Source organism: Pseudonocardia sp. Ae331_Ps2 (assembly GCF_001932405.1).
Classification (GTDB): domain Bacteria; phylum Actinomycetota; class Actinomycetes; order Mycobacteriales; family Pseudonocardiaceae; genus Pseudonocardia.
Genome location: NZ_MCIM01000002.1, coordinates 39,235 through 54,789, shown reverse-complemented (window position 1 = coordinate 54,789; position 15,555 = coordinate 39,235). Strand labels below are relative to the sequence as shown.

The following is a 15,555-nucleotide window of genomic DNA, read 5'->3' as shown; positions in this document are numbered from 1 at the left end:
CTGGGGGGTCAAGGCCCACCGTCGTCGTCACCATGACCAAGCAGAACTGACCACGCCAGCCCTGGTCCGATGCACAGACCGGCGCTCGACTCTCGCGGGGCCCAGCCCCGGCACGCTCACCGCGGGCTCGGGTGACAGGTGGGGCAGACCGGGCCGGTCAGGTTCCATCCGGCGGCGGTGAGCCAGCCCTGTGCCCTGGCGGGTAGCTGCCCGTCGGGGTCGGCGGCGAGGTCACCGGCCAGCAAGGGGCCGTCGCCACAGCGCTGGCAGGTCAGGTCGGTGATCGGTCCGCCTGGTGCGCAGGCCCGGCAGTAGCAGGCGGTGATGGGCCGGTCGGGGCCGTCGACGAGCCACACGGCATTCATCAGGATCTGCTGCAGCGGGTCGCCCGGGGGGCAGCCGCACCGGTCGCAGCACAGGGTCGGTCCGCTCGAAGCGTGCGGAGCGGGGTCGCCCATCACCGGGCGCGCCGATCCCTCAGACGGTCGGGGCCGGCCAGGCTTCGGGGCAGGTGCGGGGGACGTGCCGGCGCGGAATGCGGGGTTCATGGGGACCTCACTCCTGGTGGGCGGTGTCGCCGGGCTGATCGGTCGGGTCGCCGGGCTCGGTGGCGGCGGGCTCGGTGGCGGTGGGGCCGGGTCGGCGCTGCGCGGCGCGGGGCCGGGCCCGGCGGGCGGGCGGACGCGCTGGCTCGGCGGCCGGATCGGCGTCGCCGCCGTCGGCCTCGTGGCCGGCGGTCCGACGTTGGGTGCGGGCCAGCTCGGTGCGCAGGTCGGCGACCTGGGCGGCATGGCGGGTCTCGGCGTCGCCTAAGCGCTGCTCGCCGTAGGCGCGTTCGCGGTCGACGTCGTGGGCGAGTTGCTCGCGCAGCGCGGTCAGGCTGCTCTCCGCCGCCGCTCGGGCGGCCCGATACTCGGCGGCCTGCTCGCGGACGTCGTTGATCTCGTCGGCCAGGCGGGCGCGGTCGGTCTCGGCGCGGTCGAGGTCGCGCCGGGTCGCCGCGAGATCCGCGGTCGCGGTGTCGCGTTCGGTGGCCAGCTGCTCGACGCGGGCCCGGGCCTCGGCGAGCTGGGTCTCGGTGCGGGTGTGCTCGCGGGCCAGCGCGGCCAGCTCGACCGCGACCCCCTCGGCCCGGGCGGTCGCGGTGTCCCGCGCGGCCGCCGCGGTGTCGCGCTCGGCGCCGGCGGTCTCCAGCTCCGCGCGCACGCCGGCCAGCTGGGCGCCCAGCTCGGCGGTGACCCGCTCGGTCTCAGCCCGGGCGGTGTCCCGCTCGGCGGTCAGTTCGGCGACCTGCTGTTCCAGCTCGGCCCGGGTCGCGGTGAGCTGGGCCTCGGCCGCCTCGCGGGCGGTGACGGCCTCGGCGCGGGCGAGGTCGGCGGCGTCGCGTTCGGCGATCGCGTCGGCGGCGTCCTCGTCGGACGCGGCAGCCGAGCGGCGCGCGGCCTCGGCCGCATCCCGGGCGGCGCGGGCCTGGGCGCGGGCCTCGTCGGTCGCGGCCTGGGCGAGGTCGATCTCGGCGCGCGCGGCCCGGCGGGCGGCGGCGATCTCCGCGGCGACCGCCTCGGGGTCCGCCAAGGTGCCCAGTGCGTCGCGCAGCTCCACCCCACTCTCCTCGAGGCGGGAGAGGAGGGCGGCGACCTGGTCGGTCACGGTCTGCCCGGCCCGGGCGATCGGACGGGCCAGCGCGTCGTCGGGCTCCCCGCGCCGGCGTGCCGGGACGCCGCCGTCGGCGATCCGCTTGGCGTTGACCCGGTCGTGCATCACCCCGCCCACGACCTGGTAGCAGTACTTCGGCCGCCGCCCGGACCCGGCGTACTCCATCGTGTGCGCACAGCCCCCCGGGAACTGGCACGGCTCCAGCTCCGGCCCTCCCGCACGGGCCCGCCACCCCGCACCGCCGACGCCGGGCGAGGCGACCGCGCCGGACCCGACTGCCCCGCTGCCCGGCGACCCGCTGCTCACCGGCGCGGTGTCGCTCGCGGTGCCGCCCGGTGTGGCCGTGGTGGCGGGATCGACCGGCGTCGCCGCGGTGTCATCGCCATCGCGGTCGGCCGGCTCGCCGGGGAAGGGCTGCTCGCTCACGGGCTCGACTCTAGCCGTTTCGTATCGTTGCGTCAATCGTTCTGTATTTTGTTTTGTTACAACGAGACGATACGAAACAGAGCACTGCTTGGCGGGATCATGCAGAAGATCCCGCCAAGCAGCGGATAGGCTCCGCCGGTGCCGCACGCCGAGCTCGACGCCGTCCCGGAGACCTCGGCCGCGGTCGACACCCCGCTCTCGCCGGACGAGGCCGCCTACGTCGCCGCGGCCCGCGCGCACAACACCCGCCGCGGCTACCGCTCGGTCTGGACCGGCTTCACCGCGTTCTGCACCGACCACGACCTGACGCCGCTGCCAGCCGCGCCGGCGACGGTGTCGGCCTACCTGGTCGCGCTCGCTCAGGCCGGGGCGAAGGTCCGCACCATCGCCAAGCACCTGTCCGGGATCCGCGCTGCCCACCGCGCCGCGGACCTGCCCGATCCCGCCGTCACGGCCCGGGTCACCGCGGTCTGGGAGGGCATCCGCCGCAGCCACGGGGCCCCACCCGGCCAGGCCGCGCCGCTGATGCCGCCGCTGCTCGACCAGGCCGTCGCCGCCTGCCCGGCCACCCGCACCTGGAAGAACCGCCCCGACGAACCGTCGCTGGCCGGCGCCCGCGACCGGGCCCTCCTGCTCCTCGGATTCTGGGGCGCCCTACGCCGCGCCGAGCTCGCCGCGCTCACCGTCGAGCAGCTCGGCCCCGAACGGACACTGCGCAGCGGACGCCGCGGCCGCATCCTGACCCTGCACCGCTCCAAGACCAACCAGACCGGCGACCAGGCAGAACTCATCGGCCTACCCCGCGCCGAGCACCCCGACCACTGCCCACTCACCGCCCTGGAAACCTGGCTCCACCTCGCCGGAATCACCACCGGACCGATCCTGCGCAAGGTCTCCACCGGCAACCGCGTCCTTGACCAACCGCTGCATCCCGAGTCGATCAACAACCTGGTCCAGGCCGCCACCACCCGAGCCGGGCTGCCCGGTGGTCCCTACAGCGCCCACAGCCTGCGCGCCGGGTTCGTCACCTACGCCCACCTCCGCGGGGCCACCGACCGCGCCATCGCCCACCAGACCCGCCACCGCTCCATGGACACCATCACCACCTACATCCGCGTCGACGACGTCTTCACCGACAACGCCGTCCTGCAGATTGGCCGATGACCAGAATGGAGGAGGGCGATCTGGTCGAACGCAGATCCCAATGCTTCGCCTGATCATAAAGCTGGGCTGATGGCAAGTCTATTCGGCTTGACGCGCAGGGACTGCGGCTGCAACCTCGGCGCAGCTGTCGTGGCCGCGACCGTGGCGGCTCGGAGGCGGCCGTCACCATATTTTAGAGACACGATACCCCCATGCTCATCCAGTCCAATCGGGTCGTGATGCGTGCCGCCGAGAGTTCGGATGCCGAGTTCGTGGCCGCGTTGCTCAACGCGGACGAGTCGGTCCCGGCTTACGGTCCGCATTTCCCGGTTTCCGTCGGCGAGGTTCAGAAGAAGATGGCGGACTCGCGGTCGTATTCGCTGGTCAGCGAGCGGACCGACGGTGGAGGCGCGGTCGGTTTCCTCCGGTTCCGTCTTTCCTGGGGAGACTCGGTGATGAACGTCGAGGATGTCGTCTTTGCGGCGAAGGTGCGCGGAGCCGGTTACGGCCGCGAGTCGCTGGGCGCGCTGGTCGAATTCTTCTTCGGCCGCTGGGGCGGCCGCCGCGTCGAGCTGCAGCTGCGCGCGGACAACATGCGCGCGCGGCGAACCTATGAAGCTCTCGGGTTCGTGGTGGAGGGCAGGCGTCGTGACGTGGTCCCGCCAGCCTGGGGGCCGGCTGCTGACCGAGATTACCTGATGATGGGACTGCTGGGCCAGGTAGGCGGGGTCGTTGACCACCAGGATCGCTAGAGGCAACGAACCCCGTAGCCGGACAAGTTCGTATCTATAATCAACGAACGAGCCGATAATCGATAGGACTGAGACGCGATGAATATTCCAATGAGGTGTTCTCAGTAGCGGGTTGATCATGTCGTGCGGTCGTACTCGGTGTGGAGTAGTACGAGCGCAGCTGCGGTGATCGCGCCGGTGCGCCAGGGACATAGCGTGACTCGCCGCAACGCGGCGAAGGTGGTCTTGAGCAGGGCGTTTCCGCGTTCGGCCAGAGCACGAAGGGCTGAGTGCAGGGTGTTGACGGTGCGCTGGTTGACCGTCTGCCCGCGGCCGGGGGCGAGTTTGATGGGCACGGTGAGCCGGTCGGCTTCGCCTTCGTAGCCGAGGTCGCCCAGCGCGGCGTGGGTGTCGTCGGTGAACGCGGCCAGGCCCTCGAGCAGCCCGGGGTGGGTACGGGCGCAGCGGGTGTCGTGCTCGCGGCCCGGCCGCACGTCGCTGGTCCATAGCGGCCATCCATCAGGTGCGGTGAGGACCTGGATGTTCCCGCCGTGGCGGCGGTGCTTGCCCGACCACCACAGGTCGACCCCGGGGGTGAGGCCGAGCGCGCGGCACCGGTCGGTGGCGATCAGGGTGCCGTCGAGATTCACGTGGGTGTGCCCGGCTGTGCGGGCGGCGAGCAGGGCTCCGTGCAGGCCGGGTGCGGCCGCGGCGAGGACGTCGATGCCTTCGTGCAGGTAACGGTAGGCCGTTGCAGTGCTGATCGCGTTGTCACCGGCCAAACATCGGACCCGGGTAGCATCACAGAACCAGCGGATCACCAGCACTGCCTGGGCGAACGGGGTCAACGCCCGCCGCCGGGTGCCACGTCGACGGCGTTGAAGGACCAGGAGCCGCGCCAGATAGGCCACGGTGCGCTCCCCGATCGGGAGGACAGCGGTGTAGGTGACAGGATCAGACATGCAGGACCTCGGTGACGGTGTCGATCTGTGCTGGACCGAACCGATCTACCGGGGTCCTGCCCCGTTCCCGCTCATCTCACCACCCTCGGCGTGTCGCCACGACCTGCCACCCCGCTACTGAGAACACCTCAGTGTGCGATAAGGGACCGACAATTCTTCAGCCCTCTAAGAGGTCGCGCGGATTGATGGATGATCATGGGCGGCGGTGTGGTCGGCTGTCCCAGCGGTGCGTGGTCCAGGCCTGCCGGATCAGGCTACGGAGTGTGATGATGGTGTCGGCGAGGTCGAAGAACGCGTCGACGACGGTTTCGCGGCGTTCGTAGCAGCGCTGCAGCCGGTTGAAGCTGTTGTGCCAGGCGTTGGTGCGCTCGATGTGCCAGCGTTGGGTGGCCTGGATCGGTGCTTTCTCGCCCTTGCGCGCGATCTCGCTGTGCAGGCCCCGTTCGGTGAGTGTGTCGCGGGTCTTACCGGAGTCATAGCCGGCGTCGAGGTGCACGGTGATGTCGTCGGGCAGCGGGCCGAGAGCGTCGAGGTGGTCGAGAGTGGGGCCCAGTAGCGGGGAGTCGTGGCGGTGTGCCCCGGCCAGGACCCGGCCCAGTGGGATGCCGTATCCCTCGACGAGTACCGATCGCTTCAGGCCCCTTGCGCCGGTCGACCGGTGACGGTCCGGCGACCTCACCGCCGCCGGGGGCCTTGGTGATGGCGCCGTCGACGGCAACGTCGTCAAGCAGCAGGCCGACGATGCGGTCGTAGGCGTCCAGGGCGATCCGGCGTAGCTGGGTGAAGACCCCGAGCCGGATCCACTCGTCACGGCGATCGCGGATGGTGGTCGCCGAGCAGGTGCTGTCGGCGATGCCCTGATACGGGCAGCCGAACCGCAGTACCTCACAGGAGCTTGTCGAACACGACCCGATCCGCGATCCGGCGGCGGTGACAGCCCCACGGATGAGTGGGATCGAACTCGCCCCGGGGCGGCAGCAGCGCGGCGAACTGGTCCCACAACGGCTCGGTCAACCATGATGGCAGGGCGGGCACGCGGCCTCCAGACGATCACGAAGAGTCAACAACTTCATGATCGACAGGCCCGTGCCCGCCCCTCACCATCGACACCCGGCCGCGACCCAGCTGTGATCAATCCGCGCGACCTCTAAGCCAGGCGCAGCGGAAACCGACAAGAACGCGTTGCCGACCCGGCACAAGCGGTACGCCCCTCGAGAATCGGGCCGAGGTCGAGGCGTATGCGCTGCTCAGCTGTCGGTGGATGCCGGCCGTGACTGGGGTAGCTGACGGAGTGGCCGGATGAGGCGGACGAGCATGGTGTGCAGGGCGGTGGTGTCGCCGGCCAGCGAGAGCGCGGACGCTCGGTTGTTCTCGGCGGGGTCCATCGTGGTCCAGCGCAGCTCGTAGCCGGTGTCGTGGGCGAGCTGGGCCAGGAACGCCCGCTGGGTGCGCCCGTTGCCCTCCCGGAACGGGTGCAGGGCGTTGATGTCGCCCAGCAGCTCGGCCAGGCCGGTGACGAAGCCGTCAAGGTCACGCCCGCGCAGGACCTGCTCGGAGTGGAGCCGACCGAAGATGTCGGCGGCGAAGGTCTCGAGGTGTTGAGGGAGGCAGAACAGCTGTCCCTTGCCGATGGACACGGTGCGCAGCTGCCCGGCCCAGTCGTAGAGGTCGCTGAAGATGTGGTGGTGGAAGTCCTGTAGGTGGTCCAGGTCGTAGCGCCCGGGTAGCGGCTGCTGGCGCAGCTCGATCAGGCGTAGCGCGGTGAGCTCGGCCTCGGCCTGGGCGAGCTCGGCCGGATCGGTGATCCCCAGCCGGTTCCGCAGAACGCCGGTGTCGAGGTCGAGGTAGGGGTCCGGGCCGGTCAACGGCGGTATCGAGCCAGGACACGCTCACGAGCCTCGCCGGTGCTGACCGAGCCGGCGGCGACACCGTCGAGCAGAGCCAGGCCCTCCGCGCTGGGCTCCAGGCCCTCGGCGCGTACCGATGCGAGGGCCTCGTCGACATCGGCGCGTCGCTGCGCGGCCCCGATGAGCTGTTCGTAGCGGGCCACCGACATCACCACCGCCTCGGGCTTGCGATGAGCACCGACGAACACCGGCTCGGCCTCGGGCTCCTGCACCCGCTTCAACGTCGCCGCCAACGCCGTACGGAACTCACGAAACGACAACACCTCGGGCACCCACACCCCGCTAGCGTACCCGAACATGCACACACTCGAGTACGCGAGACGGAGCTCGACCGGACGATGCTTGGTCGTGGATTACTGGTCACGGGGGCTGAGCCGCAGGCGGGCTCGCTCTGCTGTCAGCCGACGGACCTTGCCGTGGTCGGCTCGACGCTGCCCGTATCCGGCGTCGTCGGGACGGGAGCAGCCGGCCTGGGCGTCGTAGGGAGAGGCTCTGTGGCCGGGGGCGGGGTGGTCGGCTCGGGGCTGCCCTCGTCGGTCGGCCTCGGAGCCGTCGGTGAGGCTGGCGGCGAGGATGCCGGCGGCGGCACGGTCGACGGTGGAGTCACCGGTGCCGGGGCGGTCCCGGTCTGGGTGCAGAGGTACTGCTTCGACGACGCGATCTGGGTGCAGGTCAGCACGATGTTGCCGGTGTTCGGCCGGGTGCCGGGCACGGTCGGCGGGGGCGGCAAGGACATGGTGGGTAGCGGCGGGAGCGTCGGCCGCGGCGGCTGACTGGCCTGCGCTTCCTGGCACGCTGTGAGCAGTGCGACGGCGGCGAGGACACCGGCGATGCTGGCGGCCCGGTGGGCGCGGGTGGGGAGCGGGTGCATGACTCTGACGACGTGCGGCGGTTCCGGCTGGTTCGCGGCCGATCGGCGCAATTCGGGCGAACGGTTTGGCGGGGCTGGTCAGTAATTCTTCGTCAGTTGACGGAAGGAGGCGGACATGAGCGTCAGCCAGTGGGACGCGGCCGCCATCAACCTCTACCAACGCTTCTGCGCCGGTGACGTTACCCCGGCGGAGATGGCGGTCGAGCTTCCGCCGATCTGGCGGTTCCGTTCTGATCGCGATCCCTTGCACGGCCCCGTGGCCTGGCAGGCCATGGTCGAGCATGCTGGGTACTTCTGTTGGGGTCGGGAGGGGCGCAGGCCCGGTCGGCGGCCGAGGCGGCGCCACCGACTGTTCCGGGGGGCGGTCCCTCAGCGGCGGCAGGGCATGTCGTGGACCACGAATCCGGCCATCGCCCGATGGTTTGCCGAGCATCGGCAGGTGCCCGCTGAGATCGGCTTAGAACGGGTGTGGGTCGCGGTAGTGGAACCGAGTCGAGTCCTGGGATACCTCCACCACGAGCGGGAGTTCCTCGTGGACGCCACCGATCTCGCCGTTCGCCCCTGGACCGGCTCCGACTCCGGTCCCGTCGTCCGAACCCGGCGGTGGATCGCCGACTACGCCTACTGGTGAACAGGTGAACCCCGCGGGTTGCCTGGGTAAAGAGCAGTTCAACAACCTTGATGATCCGCAGGTCCGAGCGCTAATGACAGGGTGACGCGGCCGATAAGCGGTACGTGACTACGCCGCAGAGCCCCTACCAGGGCCACCCCCAGCAGCAGCCCTACTACGGCCAGTACCCGCCCCAGCAGGGCGGCCAGTACCCGCCGCAGGGCTACCCGCCCCCGCAGGGCCAGTACCCGCAGTACAACCAGGCCCCGCAGATCCCGCCGCCCGCGCCGAAGAAGAAGCGCACCGGGCTCAAGGTGACCCTCGGGATCCTGGTCGCGATCGTCGTCATCGCGATCGCCACCGGCGGTGGCGGCGACGAGCAGGCCCCGGCCACCGCCTCGGGAGATGCGAACGCTGCCCCTGCCGCCGCCGGTGCCCCCGCGAGCGGGGACCAGTCGGTGAAGTTCGGGCAGGAGGCCACCTCCGGGGACCTGGTCATCTCGGCGTCCGCTCCGGAGCAGGTCACCGAGTTCGGCATGACGCAGGCGTGCTCGACGGTCACCTACAAGAACAACGGGTCCAGCCCGGCGTCGTTCAACCCGTTCGACTGGAAGTTCACCACCCCGGCCGGGGTCGAGGCGTCCGCGTCGATCCCGTTCAACGCCGGGGCGAAGGCGCTGAACTCCGGTCAGCTCGCCCCGGGCGGCACCACCTCGGGGATGATCTGCGGCGACCAGCAGACCACCGACGTCAACGCGGTGAAGTACGCACCCTCGTTCAGCTTCTCCGACCCGATCACCTGGACGAACTGACCTCCCTCCCCCGAGCTGCGCGCCGAAAGCCGGGGTAGTCACGCACAACGACACGGCGCGCAACCGAGGCCCCCGCTGCAGCAACCCTGCGGCGGGGGCCTCGTCATCTCCGCGGCAGGCCCCGCCGCCATCGAGCCGGCTGCGCTGTTCGACGACGGGTCTCGACGTCGCCGCGAGACCAGATCTCCAGGCTCAGGCGGATCCCGAGGGGCTCGCGTGGGGCTGCCGTAGCGTCGCGGCGATGCCTCCGTCCACCTCCGTCTCTTCGACCAGCCAGGGGCGCCGTGAGCTGGGGGACTCGCTGGCCCTGACGCTCACCTCGGTGTTCAACTCCGTCGCCGGTCTTCTGGGGTTCCTGATCGCGGCGTGGGTGATGCCCCAGGACCAGGTCGGGCGGGCGACGGAGTTCGTCTCGGCCATGCAGCTGATCGGCGGCGCGGCTCAGCTCAACCTGGGCATCGGCATCATGAGGTGGCTGCCCGGGGCGGGCCGCAAGTCCGTGCGGCTGGTGTTCGGCAGCCTGTTGCTGATCATGCCGTTGTCCGGGCTGGCCGGTCTGGTCTACGGGCTGCTCGTCCCACGGGTGGCGCAGGTCGCCGCCGGCGAGGGCCCCTTCGGGCTCGGCCTGTTGCTGCTGGTGCTGGGCTGTGCCGGGTGGGGCGTGTTCGTCGTGCACGACTTCGTCATGGTCGCCGCGGGCCGGCCCTGGCTGGCGGTCTGGCGCAGCGGGACCTTCGCCGTGGCCCGGATCGGCCTGCTCGCAGTGCTCGGGGCAGGCCTGGCATCGCAGGGCATGGTGCTGTCCTGGGTGATCCCGGTCGTGGTGTGGATCGGGGTCGGCACGATCGTGCTGTGGTTCCTGGTCCGCAGATTCGCCGCCGCGGGCGGGCCCGGTGTCCTGCCCAGCCGGGCCACGATGGCCGGGTTCCTCGCCCCGACCGCGGTGGCCCAGCTCGGGGCGGTACTGCTCTACAACCAGATCCCGCTGCTGGCGAACTTCCGGATGGGCAACGCCATGGGCGCGGTGTTCTTCATCGCCTGGCAGGCCACCGTCGTCATCGACACCGCCGCGGTGTTCTTCACCAACTCGCTCGCCGTGCAGACCGCACGCGAGCCCCACCGCGCCGTCGAACTCGCCCGCAGCACACGACGCCGCATGCTGGTGCTGTTCGTCCCCCTCCTCGCCCTGGGCGCGGCCCTGGGCTGGCCGGTACTACGGGTACTCGGACCCGGCTACACCGTCGGCGCACCGATCATCGCCGCGCTCATGGTCGGAGTGCTGTTCCGGCTCGTCGTGGTCTTCGAGCTCGCACGACGCCAGGCCGACGGCGACGGCACCGGCTACGCCCGCCTGTCACTGCTCAACTGCGGCCTGGTGGTGGCCATCGCCTCGCTCACCCCGCTGCCCGACCCGGCAACGACACACCCCGCGCTGGTCATGCTGCCCTTCGTCCTCGGCTACGTCGTCGTCCAGGCCGCCTTCGCTGCTGTCCTGACGATCACCGACCGGCGGGCACACAACCGCACCTCGGCCCGGTCCTCTTCCCGGGCCCCAGGGTGACCATTCGCGTGGCCCTTGGATGACAGGTGCGGCAGATATACTGGAGGTCCGCGAGGGAAGGACCGCCCATGGTGAGTTCGAGAACGGCGACCACCCCGGAAGACGTGGTTGCCGACCTCCCGCCGCAGCAGTGGAACAGCGACACTGCGGTCAGCTACGAGGCCGCGCAGGAAGCGATCAACGAGGTCCTCGCCTGCTACGTCGCGCTGCTCGAGCGAGAAGGCACGAAGCCGGCGCCCGACCGCGAGCGGATCGAGGACCTGCGGGCGCGCATCGCTGACTGCGCGCACCAGCAGCGCGTTCTGTCACCGAAGTACCCCGGGGAGCTCGCAGCAGTCCGTGGCAGCTACAGCCGTCGCCTCGCCGAACTGCGAGACGAACTGGGGTGAGCTCCGGTAGCGATGACGTCGCTCGCTATCGGCTCAGCGAGGCGGACAACGAGCGCATCTTCCGCGATCTGATCGGGCCGACCCGCTTGTCGGGCTACCAGCGTCAGGACCGGCCGGTCGTGGTCGTGCTGATGGCTCAGCCGGGTGCCGGGAAGTCGAAGTTCGCCGGCGAGATCCGCGACGCCCTGCGCTCGGACGGTGGTGCTGTCGAAATCGACAGCGACCTCTACAAGCCGTTCCACCCGCAGTACGCCCACCTGATGAAGACCGACGATCAGCTGATGGCGGCCGCAACCCGGGCCGACGGTCGAGCCTGGATGGGCAAAGCCCAGGACTACGTGCGCGAGAGCCGGCTGCACGCGATCTTCCACGAGACCGCGCAGGATCCTGCCGAGTCCATGCGGACCCTGCGCGACTACCGCGCCGCCGGCTACCAGGTTGCCGTCATTGCTCTGGGCGTCCACGAGAGCCAGAGCCAGCAGGGCGTCCTGCACCGCTATCAGGAGCAGGTCAACGACCGAGGCTCCGGACGACTGACCGTCCCCGCGAACGCAGAGCGCAGCTACCGCGGCATCGCCGACGTCGCCGCGGCGATCGACGAATCCGGCGCGGCCGACCTGGTCGCGGTCTACCGGCGCACGGTCGACACAACCGGCCCCGCGTACATCAACCGCCTCGCCAGCACAGGCGAGTGGGCCGGTCCTCCACAGTTCGCGGAAGCGCTTGAAGCTGAGCGCAACCGGCCGCTCAGCGCAGACGAGGTCCGCAACTTCCAGAGGGTCCAAGACCGCCTGCGAGTAACGCTGCCTGAGGACCTGCAGCCGTGGCTTCGGGATGTCGACCGGCTCGCGCAGACGGTGCTCGCAACCACCGAGGACTCTCAGGCGAGATACCGGCTCTGGGACGCGGCGCGCCGGCGTGGACAGGCACCGGAGATGGAGCACCCGGCAGCCGCTGTGACGCAGCTGCAGCAACGAACGGTGCCCAGCGACGAGCAAACCCGGCTGCAGCAGCGACGTCTGCGTCCGCGCTGACGGGGCGTTGCTACCGCCGCTGGCCTCGCGACTCACCCCAGGAGCCAGGCACTGTTCCTGATGTGGTGCCGTTCCGGCGGATTTCTGAAAGATGGCGGGCGTGTCGCGCTGTTCTGGTTTCAGAAAACCGGGCAGGATCATCGCCATGGCGAGAAGACCAACAGGGCGCCCGTCGAAGGGCCCGCGTGCAGTGGTTCTTCCACGGGTACTGCTGGCCGACGATCTTGCGCTCAAGACGCTGGCCACCAACCTCGGCTGGTACGTCTCCGAGACTGCCGCGAAGCTCATCAACATCGGGCTCCAGCACGTTGACGAGCTCCCAGACGAGTTGCCTCTTCGTGTCCCCACCAGCGAGTCGACAGACTTCACCGCCCGGATCCCTCTCACCGACGACCAGGTCGTCCGCGAGATCGCCCGGGAACGCGACCGCAGCATCTCGCTCGTCGCCGGCTCACTGATCCACCTGGGCCTGCGCTACCGCAACGAGATTCCGGGCCAGATCCCGGTTCAGTACAACCGCCCGGAGCAGCCTCTGACCAAGGCCTCCTAGAAGAACGAGGCGGCCTCCCTGCCAGGAGACCGCCTCGGATCGTTCTCGCGTCAGCCGGTCCTACACCCGCCTGATGCCGTAGCCCCGGCGAACCGGGGCCGTTACCCCACCTGCGAAGAAGGGGCGCTTTCGCGTGTCCAGGATACATCCTGGGCCGGGAGCCAACCACCACAGACACGGGGCGAATTCGTCGTGCCCGGAAAACCGCCGCTCACCAGCGGCGGAGACCGGGTTCTGCATCCGCTGCTACGAGCACGGCGCGTTCACCCTGGCCTCCGGCCCCACCTCCGACCTCTGCCTGATCCATCAGCTCCCCCTCGGCGCGCAACCACCCGCCGGCGACTTCGGCATCCGCTACGCCACCGAGGCCCGACGCACCCCTCGCGGCCGCGCCGCCCGCCCGACGTCAGGCCCGACCAGCGGGCCCGGGCGCCCGAGCCGCGCCCTGCCTCCCACCGCCAGGGCGCGCGTCCGCGGTGTCACCCGCGCTCGCGCCCGACACGCCCGCGGGTTCACTCCGCATCCCGGGTGGCGCAACTTCATCGACCGCGAGTGGCGGGTGCTGACCTCCCAGCCCGAGGCCCTCGACTACATCGCCCGCCTCGTCGACGACGAGGAGTGGCGCTCGGACAAGCGCGCCAGCTGGTCGGCGATCCTGCGCCGCCTGGTCTGCCACATGGACTGGGACACCGGCCTGATCACCGGGCTCACCACCGACCGCCTCGGCGCCGCCGGCGGCCGCGCCGCCCGCACCGTGTCCCGCGTCCTGGCCTGGGCCCGCGACCGCGGCCTGCTCGTCGTCGTCGAAGCCGGGGCCAGCGCCGAGTTCCTCGGCACCGATACCGGCCGCACACCGACCTACGCCCTGGTCACCCACAGCCCCCTCCCCCAGCTCACCACCCCGACCGACCACACACACGAACACCCAGCTCAAACCACTGTGGATAAAAGTGGCGACCTCCCCACTTCTCACGTGAGTCTTAAGCCCTTGTCGGGCGGCGGACGGTCAGTGACCACCCAAGCGGGCAAGTGGCACCCCTACGACGTCCCCGACACCCCCGGTGCCAGAAACCAGGCCACCCTCACCCTGCTCATGCTTCTCGGCCTAGGAGGCCGACAACGGGGCACGATCGACATCTGGCGTGCCCGGTCGCTGCTCAAGCCGTGGTGGGAGGCCGGCGCGACCGTCGCCGGACTGCGCCACGCGCTCGAACACCACCCCGACCACCCCGACCGACCGCGTGGACCAGTCACCACCGGCGCCCGGGACCCCCTGCGGGTCATCGGCGCCCGCCTGCGCCCCTGGCAGGGACGCCTCGGCGAGATCCGCGCCGTACAGATCGGCCGGATGCGCGCGAGCACCGGCAGCGGGCCCACCCCTCCTGCGCCGCTGTCGCCGGTTCTGCGGGACCGGCCGGCGGGACAAGGGGCGCGGATGGCCGCCAGGGAAGCGCTCAGCGAGCACCTCCGCGAGCTGCGCGAGGCCCGCGACCTCCCGTCGAGCCATACCCACCGAAACCCGCACCGGTCCGGGACGAGGACCAGACGAACCCGATGAGCTGGCCGCGCTCCGACCACAGCAGGACCCTCCAGCCCCGAGCAGAGCTCGGGAGGGGTCCCGAACGAGCGCTCCTAACTGTGATGTCCAGGGAGGTTAGTCAGCCTGGTGACCGGTGGCTGGCCGCCGATGGCGGAGTGAGCGCGGTGATGATTGTAGAAGTGCATCCAGCCGGGTAGGGCGTCGTTGCGTTGGCGGGTCGACTCATGGAGTCGGGCGTAAGCCCAGCCGTCGGCCAGGGTCCGATGGAACCTTTCGATCTTGCCGTTGGTCTGCGGGCGGTAGGGGCGGGTTCGCTTGTGAGTGATGCCCAGCTCGGCGCAGGCGTCACGCCAGGCGTAGGACTTGTAAGAGGTCGCGCGGATTGATCACAGCTGGGTCGCGGCCGGGTGTCGATGGTGAGGGGCGGGCACGGGCCTGTCGATCATGAAGTTGTTGACTCTTCGTGATCGTCTGGAGGCCGCGTGCCCGCCCTGCCATCATGGCTGACCGAGCCGTTGTGGGACCAGTTCGCCGCGCTGCTGCCGCCCCGGGGCGAGTTCGATCCCACTCATCCGTGGGGCTGTCACCGCCGCCGGATCGCGGATCGGGTCGTGTTCGACAAGCTCCTGTGAGGTACTGCGGTTCGGCTGCCCGTATCAGGGCATCGCCGACAGCACCTGCTCGGCGACCACCATCCGCGATCGCCGTGACGAGTGGATCCGGCTCGGGGTCTTCACCCAGCTACGCCGGATCGCCCTGGACGCCTACGACCGCATCGTCGGCCTGCTGCTTGACGACGTTGCCGTCGACGGCGCCATCACCAAGGCCCCCGGCGGCGGTGAGGTCGCCGGACCGTCACCGGTCGACCGGCGCAAGGGGCCTGAAGCGATCGGTACTCGTCGAGGGATACGGCATCCCACTGGGCCGGGTCCTGGCCGGGGCACACCGCCACGACTCCCCGCTACTGGGCCCCACTCTCGACCACCTCGACGCTCTCGGCCCGCTGCCCGACGACATCACCGTGCACCTCGACGCCGGCTATGACTCCGGTAAGACCCGCGACACACTCACCGAACGGGGCCTGCACAGCGAGATCGCGCGCAAGGGCGAGAAAGCACCGATCCAGGCCACCCAACGCTGGCACATCGAGCGCACCAACGCCTGGCACAACAGCTTCAACCGGCTGCAGCGCTGCTACGAACGCCGCGAAACCGTCGTCGACGCGTTCTTCGACCTCGCCGACACCATCATCACACTCCGTAGCCTGATCCGGCAGGCCTGGACCACGCACCGCTGGGACAGCCGACCACACCGCCGCCCATGATCATCCATCAATCCGCGCGACCTCTAAGCCGAACCGTTG

At 70.5% G+C, this 15,555-nt stretch carries 15 protein-coding genes and 3 pseudogenes; 11 read left to right on the top strand and 7 right to left on the bottom strand.

Features of this window, described 5'->3' with window-relative positions; genetic code table 11:
• Positions 1–116 precede the first annotated feature (116 nt).
• Positions 117–365, bottom strand: coding sequence for a hypothetical protein (locus Ae331Ps2_RS28615; RefSeq protein WP_139319108.1), 249 nt, complete (start codon positions 363–365; stop codon positions 117–119).
• Positions 366–555: 190 nt separating this feature from the next.
• Positions 556–2,082 (bottom strand): hypothetical protein, encoded by a 1,527-nt coding sequence (locus Ae331Ps2_RS34030; protein ID WP_075329837.1) that lies wholly within the window; start codon positions 2,080–2,082, stop codon positions 556–558.
• Between the two features lie 138 nt (positions 2,083–2,220).
• Between Ae331Ps2_RS34030 and Ae331Ps2_RS28605 the strand changes: the two genes are divergently transcribed.
• Both Ae331Ps2_RS28605 and Ae331Ps2_RS28600 read left to right on the top strand, forming a co-directional pair.
• Positions 2,221–3,246: a site-specific integrase gene (locus tag Ae331Ps2_RS28605; RefSeq protein ID WP_075313109.1), complete on the top strand. Its 1,026-nt coding sequence runs from the start codon at positions 2,221–2,223 to the stop codon at positions 3,244–3,246.
• A gap of 191 nt (positions 3,247–3,437) precedes the next feature.
• The gene (locus Ae331Ps2_RS28600; RefSeq protein WP_075313111.1) at positions 3,438–3,977 is read left to right on the top strand and encodes a GNAT family N-acetyltransferase; all 540 of its coding nucleotides are present in this window, start codon (positions 3,438–3,440) and stop codon (positions 3,975–3,977) included.
• A 116-nt stretch (positions 3,978–4,093) separates the two neighbouring features.
• Here Ae331Ps2_RS28600 and Ae331Ps2_RS28595 read toward each other — a convergent pair whose 3' ends face one another.
• From Ae331Ps2_RS28595 to Ae331Ps2_RS32810, 4 genes and pseudogenes are all read right to left on the bottom strand, one after another.
• Entirely contained in the window at positions 4,094–4,918 is an 825-nt protein-coding gene (locus Ae331Ps2_RS28595; protein WP_075313133.1) for a transposase family protein, read from the bottom strand.
• A gap of 193 nt (positions 4,919–5,111) precedes the next feature.
• Positions 5,112–5,953 (bottom strand): annotated as a pseudogene (locus Ae331Ps2_RS28590) (IS5 family transposase).
• A gap of 212 nt (positions 5,954–6,165) precedes the next feature.
• On the bottom strand, positions 6,166–6,783 hold the full coding sequence (locus Ae331Ps2_RS28585; RefSeq protein WP_075313113.1) for a Fic family protein: 618 nt from the start codon (positions 6,781–6,783) through the stop codon (positions 6,166–6,168).
• On the bottom strand, positions 6,780–7,103 hold the full coding sequence (locus tag Ae331Ps2_RS32810) for a type II toxin-antitoxin system Phd/YefM family antitoxin (protein ID WP_217695656.1): 324 nt from the start codon (positions 7,101–7,103) through the stop codon (positions 6,780–6,782). The genes Ae331Ps2_RS28585 and Ae331Ps2_RS32810 overlap by 4 nt, the downstream gene beginning before the upstream one ends.
• 216 nt (positions 7,104–7,319) lie before the next feature.
• Between Ae331Ps2_RS32810 and Ae331Ps2_RS28575 the strand changes: the two genes are divergently transcribed.
• From Ae331Ps2_RS28575 to Ae331Ps2_RS28540, 8 genes are all read left to right on the top strand, one after another.
• Complete coding sequence (locus Ae331Ps2_RS28575; protein ID WP_075313117.1) at positions 7,320–7,598, top strand: hypothetical protein; 279 nt, start codon at positions 7,320–7,322, stop codon at positions 7,596–7,598.
• 213 nt (positions 7,599–7,811) lie between these two features.
• Positions 7,812–8,327 (top strand): hypothetical protein, encoded by a 516-nt coding sequence (locus Ae331Ps2_RS28570; protein ID WP_075313119.1) that lies wholly within the window; start codon positions 7,812–7,814, stop codon positions 8,325–8,327.
• A gap of 104 nt (positions 8,328–8,431) precedes the next feature.
• Positions 8,432–9,118 carry a DUF4352 domain-containing protein gene (locus Ae331Ps2_RS28565; RefSeq protein WP_075313121.1) on the top strand — a complete coding sequence of 229 codons (687 nt, stop codon included), beginning with the start codon at positions 8,432–8,434 and terminating at the stop codon, positions 9,116–9,118.
• Between the two features lie 241 nt (positions 9,119–9,359).
• The gene (locus Ae331Ps2_RS28560; RefSeq protein ID WP_075313123.1) at positions 9,360–10,679 is read left to right on the top strand and encodes a lipopolysaccharide biosynthesis protein; all 1,320 of its coding nucleotides are present in this window, start codon (positions 9,360–9,362) and stop codon (positions 10,677–10,679) included.
• Positions 10,680–10,747: 68 nt separating this feature from the next.
• Positions 10,748–11,068 carry a hypothetical protein gene (locus Ae331Ps2_RS28555; protein WP_075313125.1) on the top strand — a complete coding sequence of 107 codons (321 nt, stop codon included), beginning with the start codon at positions 10,748–10,750 and terminating at the stop codon, positions 11,066–11,068.
• Positions 11,065–12,102, top strand: a complete 1,038-nt coding sequence (locus tag Ae331Ps2_RS28550) for a zeta toxin family protein (protein ID WP_075313127.1) — start codon at positions 11,065–11,067, stop codon at positions 12,100–12,102. The genes Ae331Ps2_RS28555 and Ae331Ps2_RS28550 overlap by 4 nt, the downstream gene beginning before the upstream one ends.
• A 91-nt stretch (positions 12,103–12,193) precedes the next feature.
• Positions 12,194–12,652 (top strand): hypothetical protein, encoded by a 459-nt coding sequence (locus tag Ae331Ps2_RS28545; protein WP_139319110.1) that lies wholly within the window; start codon positions 12,194–12,196, stop codon positions 12,650–12,652.
• 559 nt (positions 12,653–13,211) lie between these two features.
• Positions 13,212–14,210 (top strand): hypothetical protein, encoded by a 999-nt coding sequence (locus tag Ae331Ps2_RS28540; RefSeq protein WP_075313131.1) that lies wholly within the window; start codon positions 13,212–13,214, stop codon positions 14,208–14,210.
• A gap of 74 nt (positions 14,211–14,284) precedes the next feature.
• Here Ae331Ps2_RS28540 and Ae331Ps2_RS28535 read toward each other — a convergent pair.
• A pseudogene (locus Ae331Ps2_RS28535) lies at positions 14,285–14,560 on the bottom strand (integrase core domain-containing protein); the annotation flags it as partial.
• A 114-nt stretch (positions 14,561–14,674) separates the two neighbouring features.
• Here Ae331Ps2_RS28535 and Ae331Ps2_RS28530 point away from each other — a divergent pair.
• Positions 14,675–15,516: pseudogene (locus Ae331Ps2_RS28530) on the top strand (IS5 family transposase).
• The last annotated feature ends 39 nt before the right edge of the window (positions 15,517–15,555 follow it).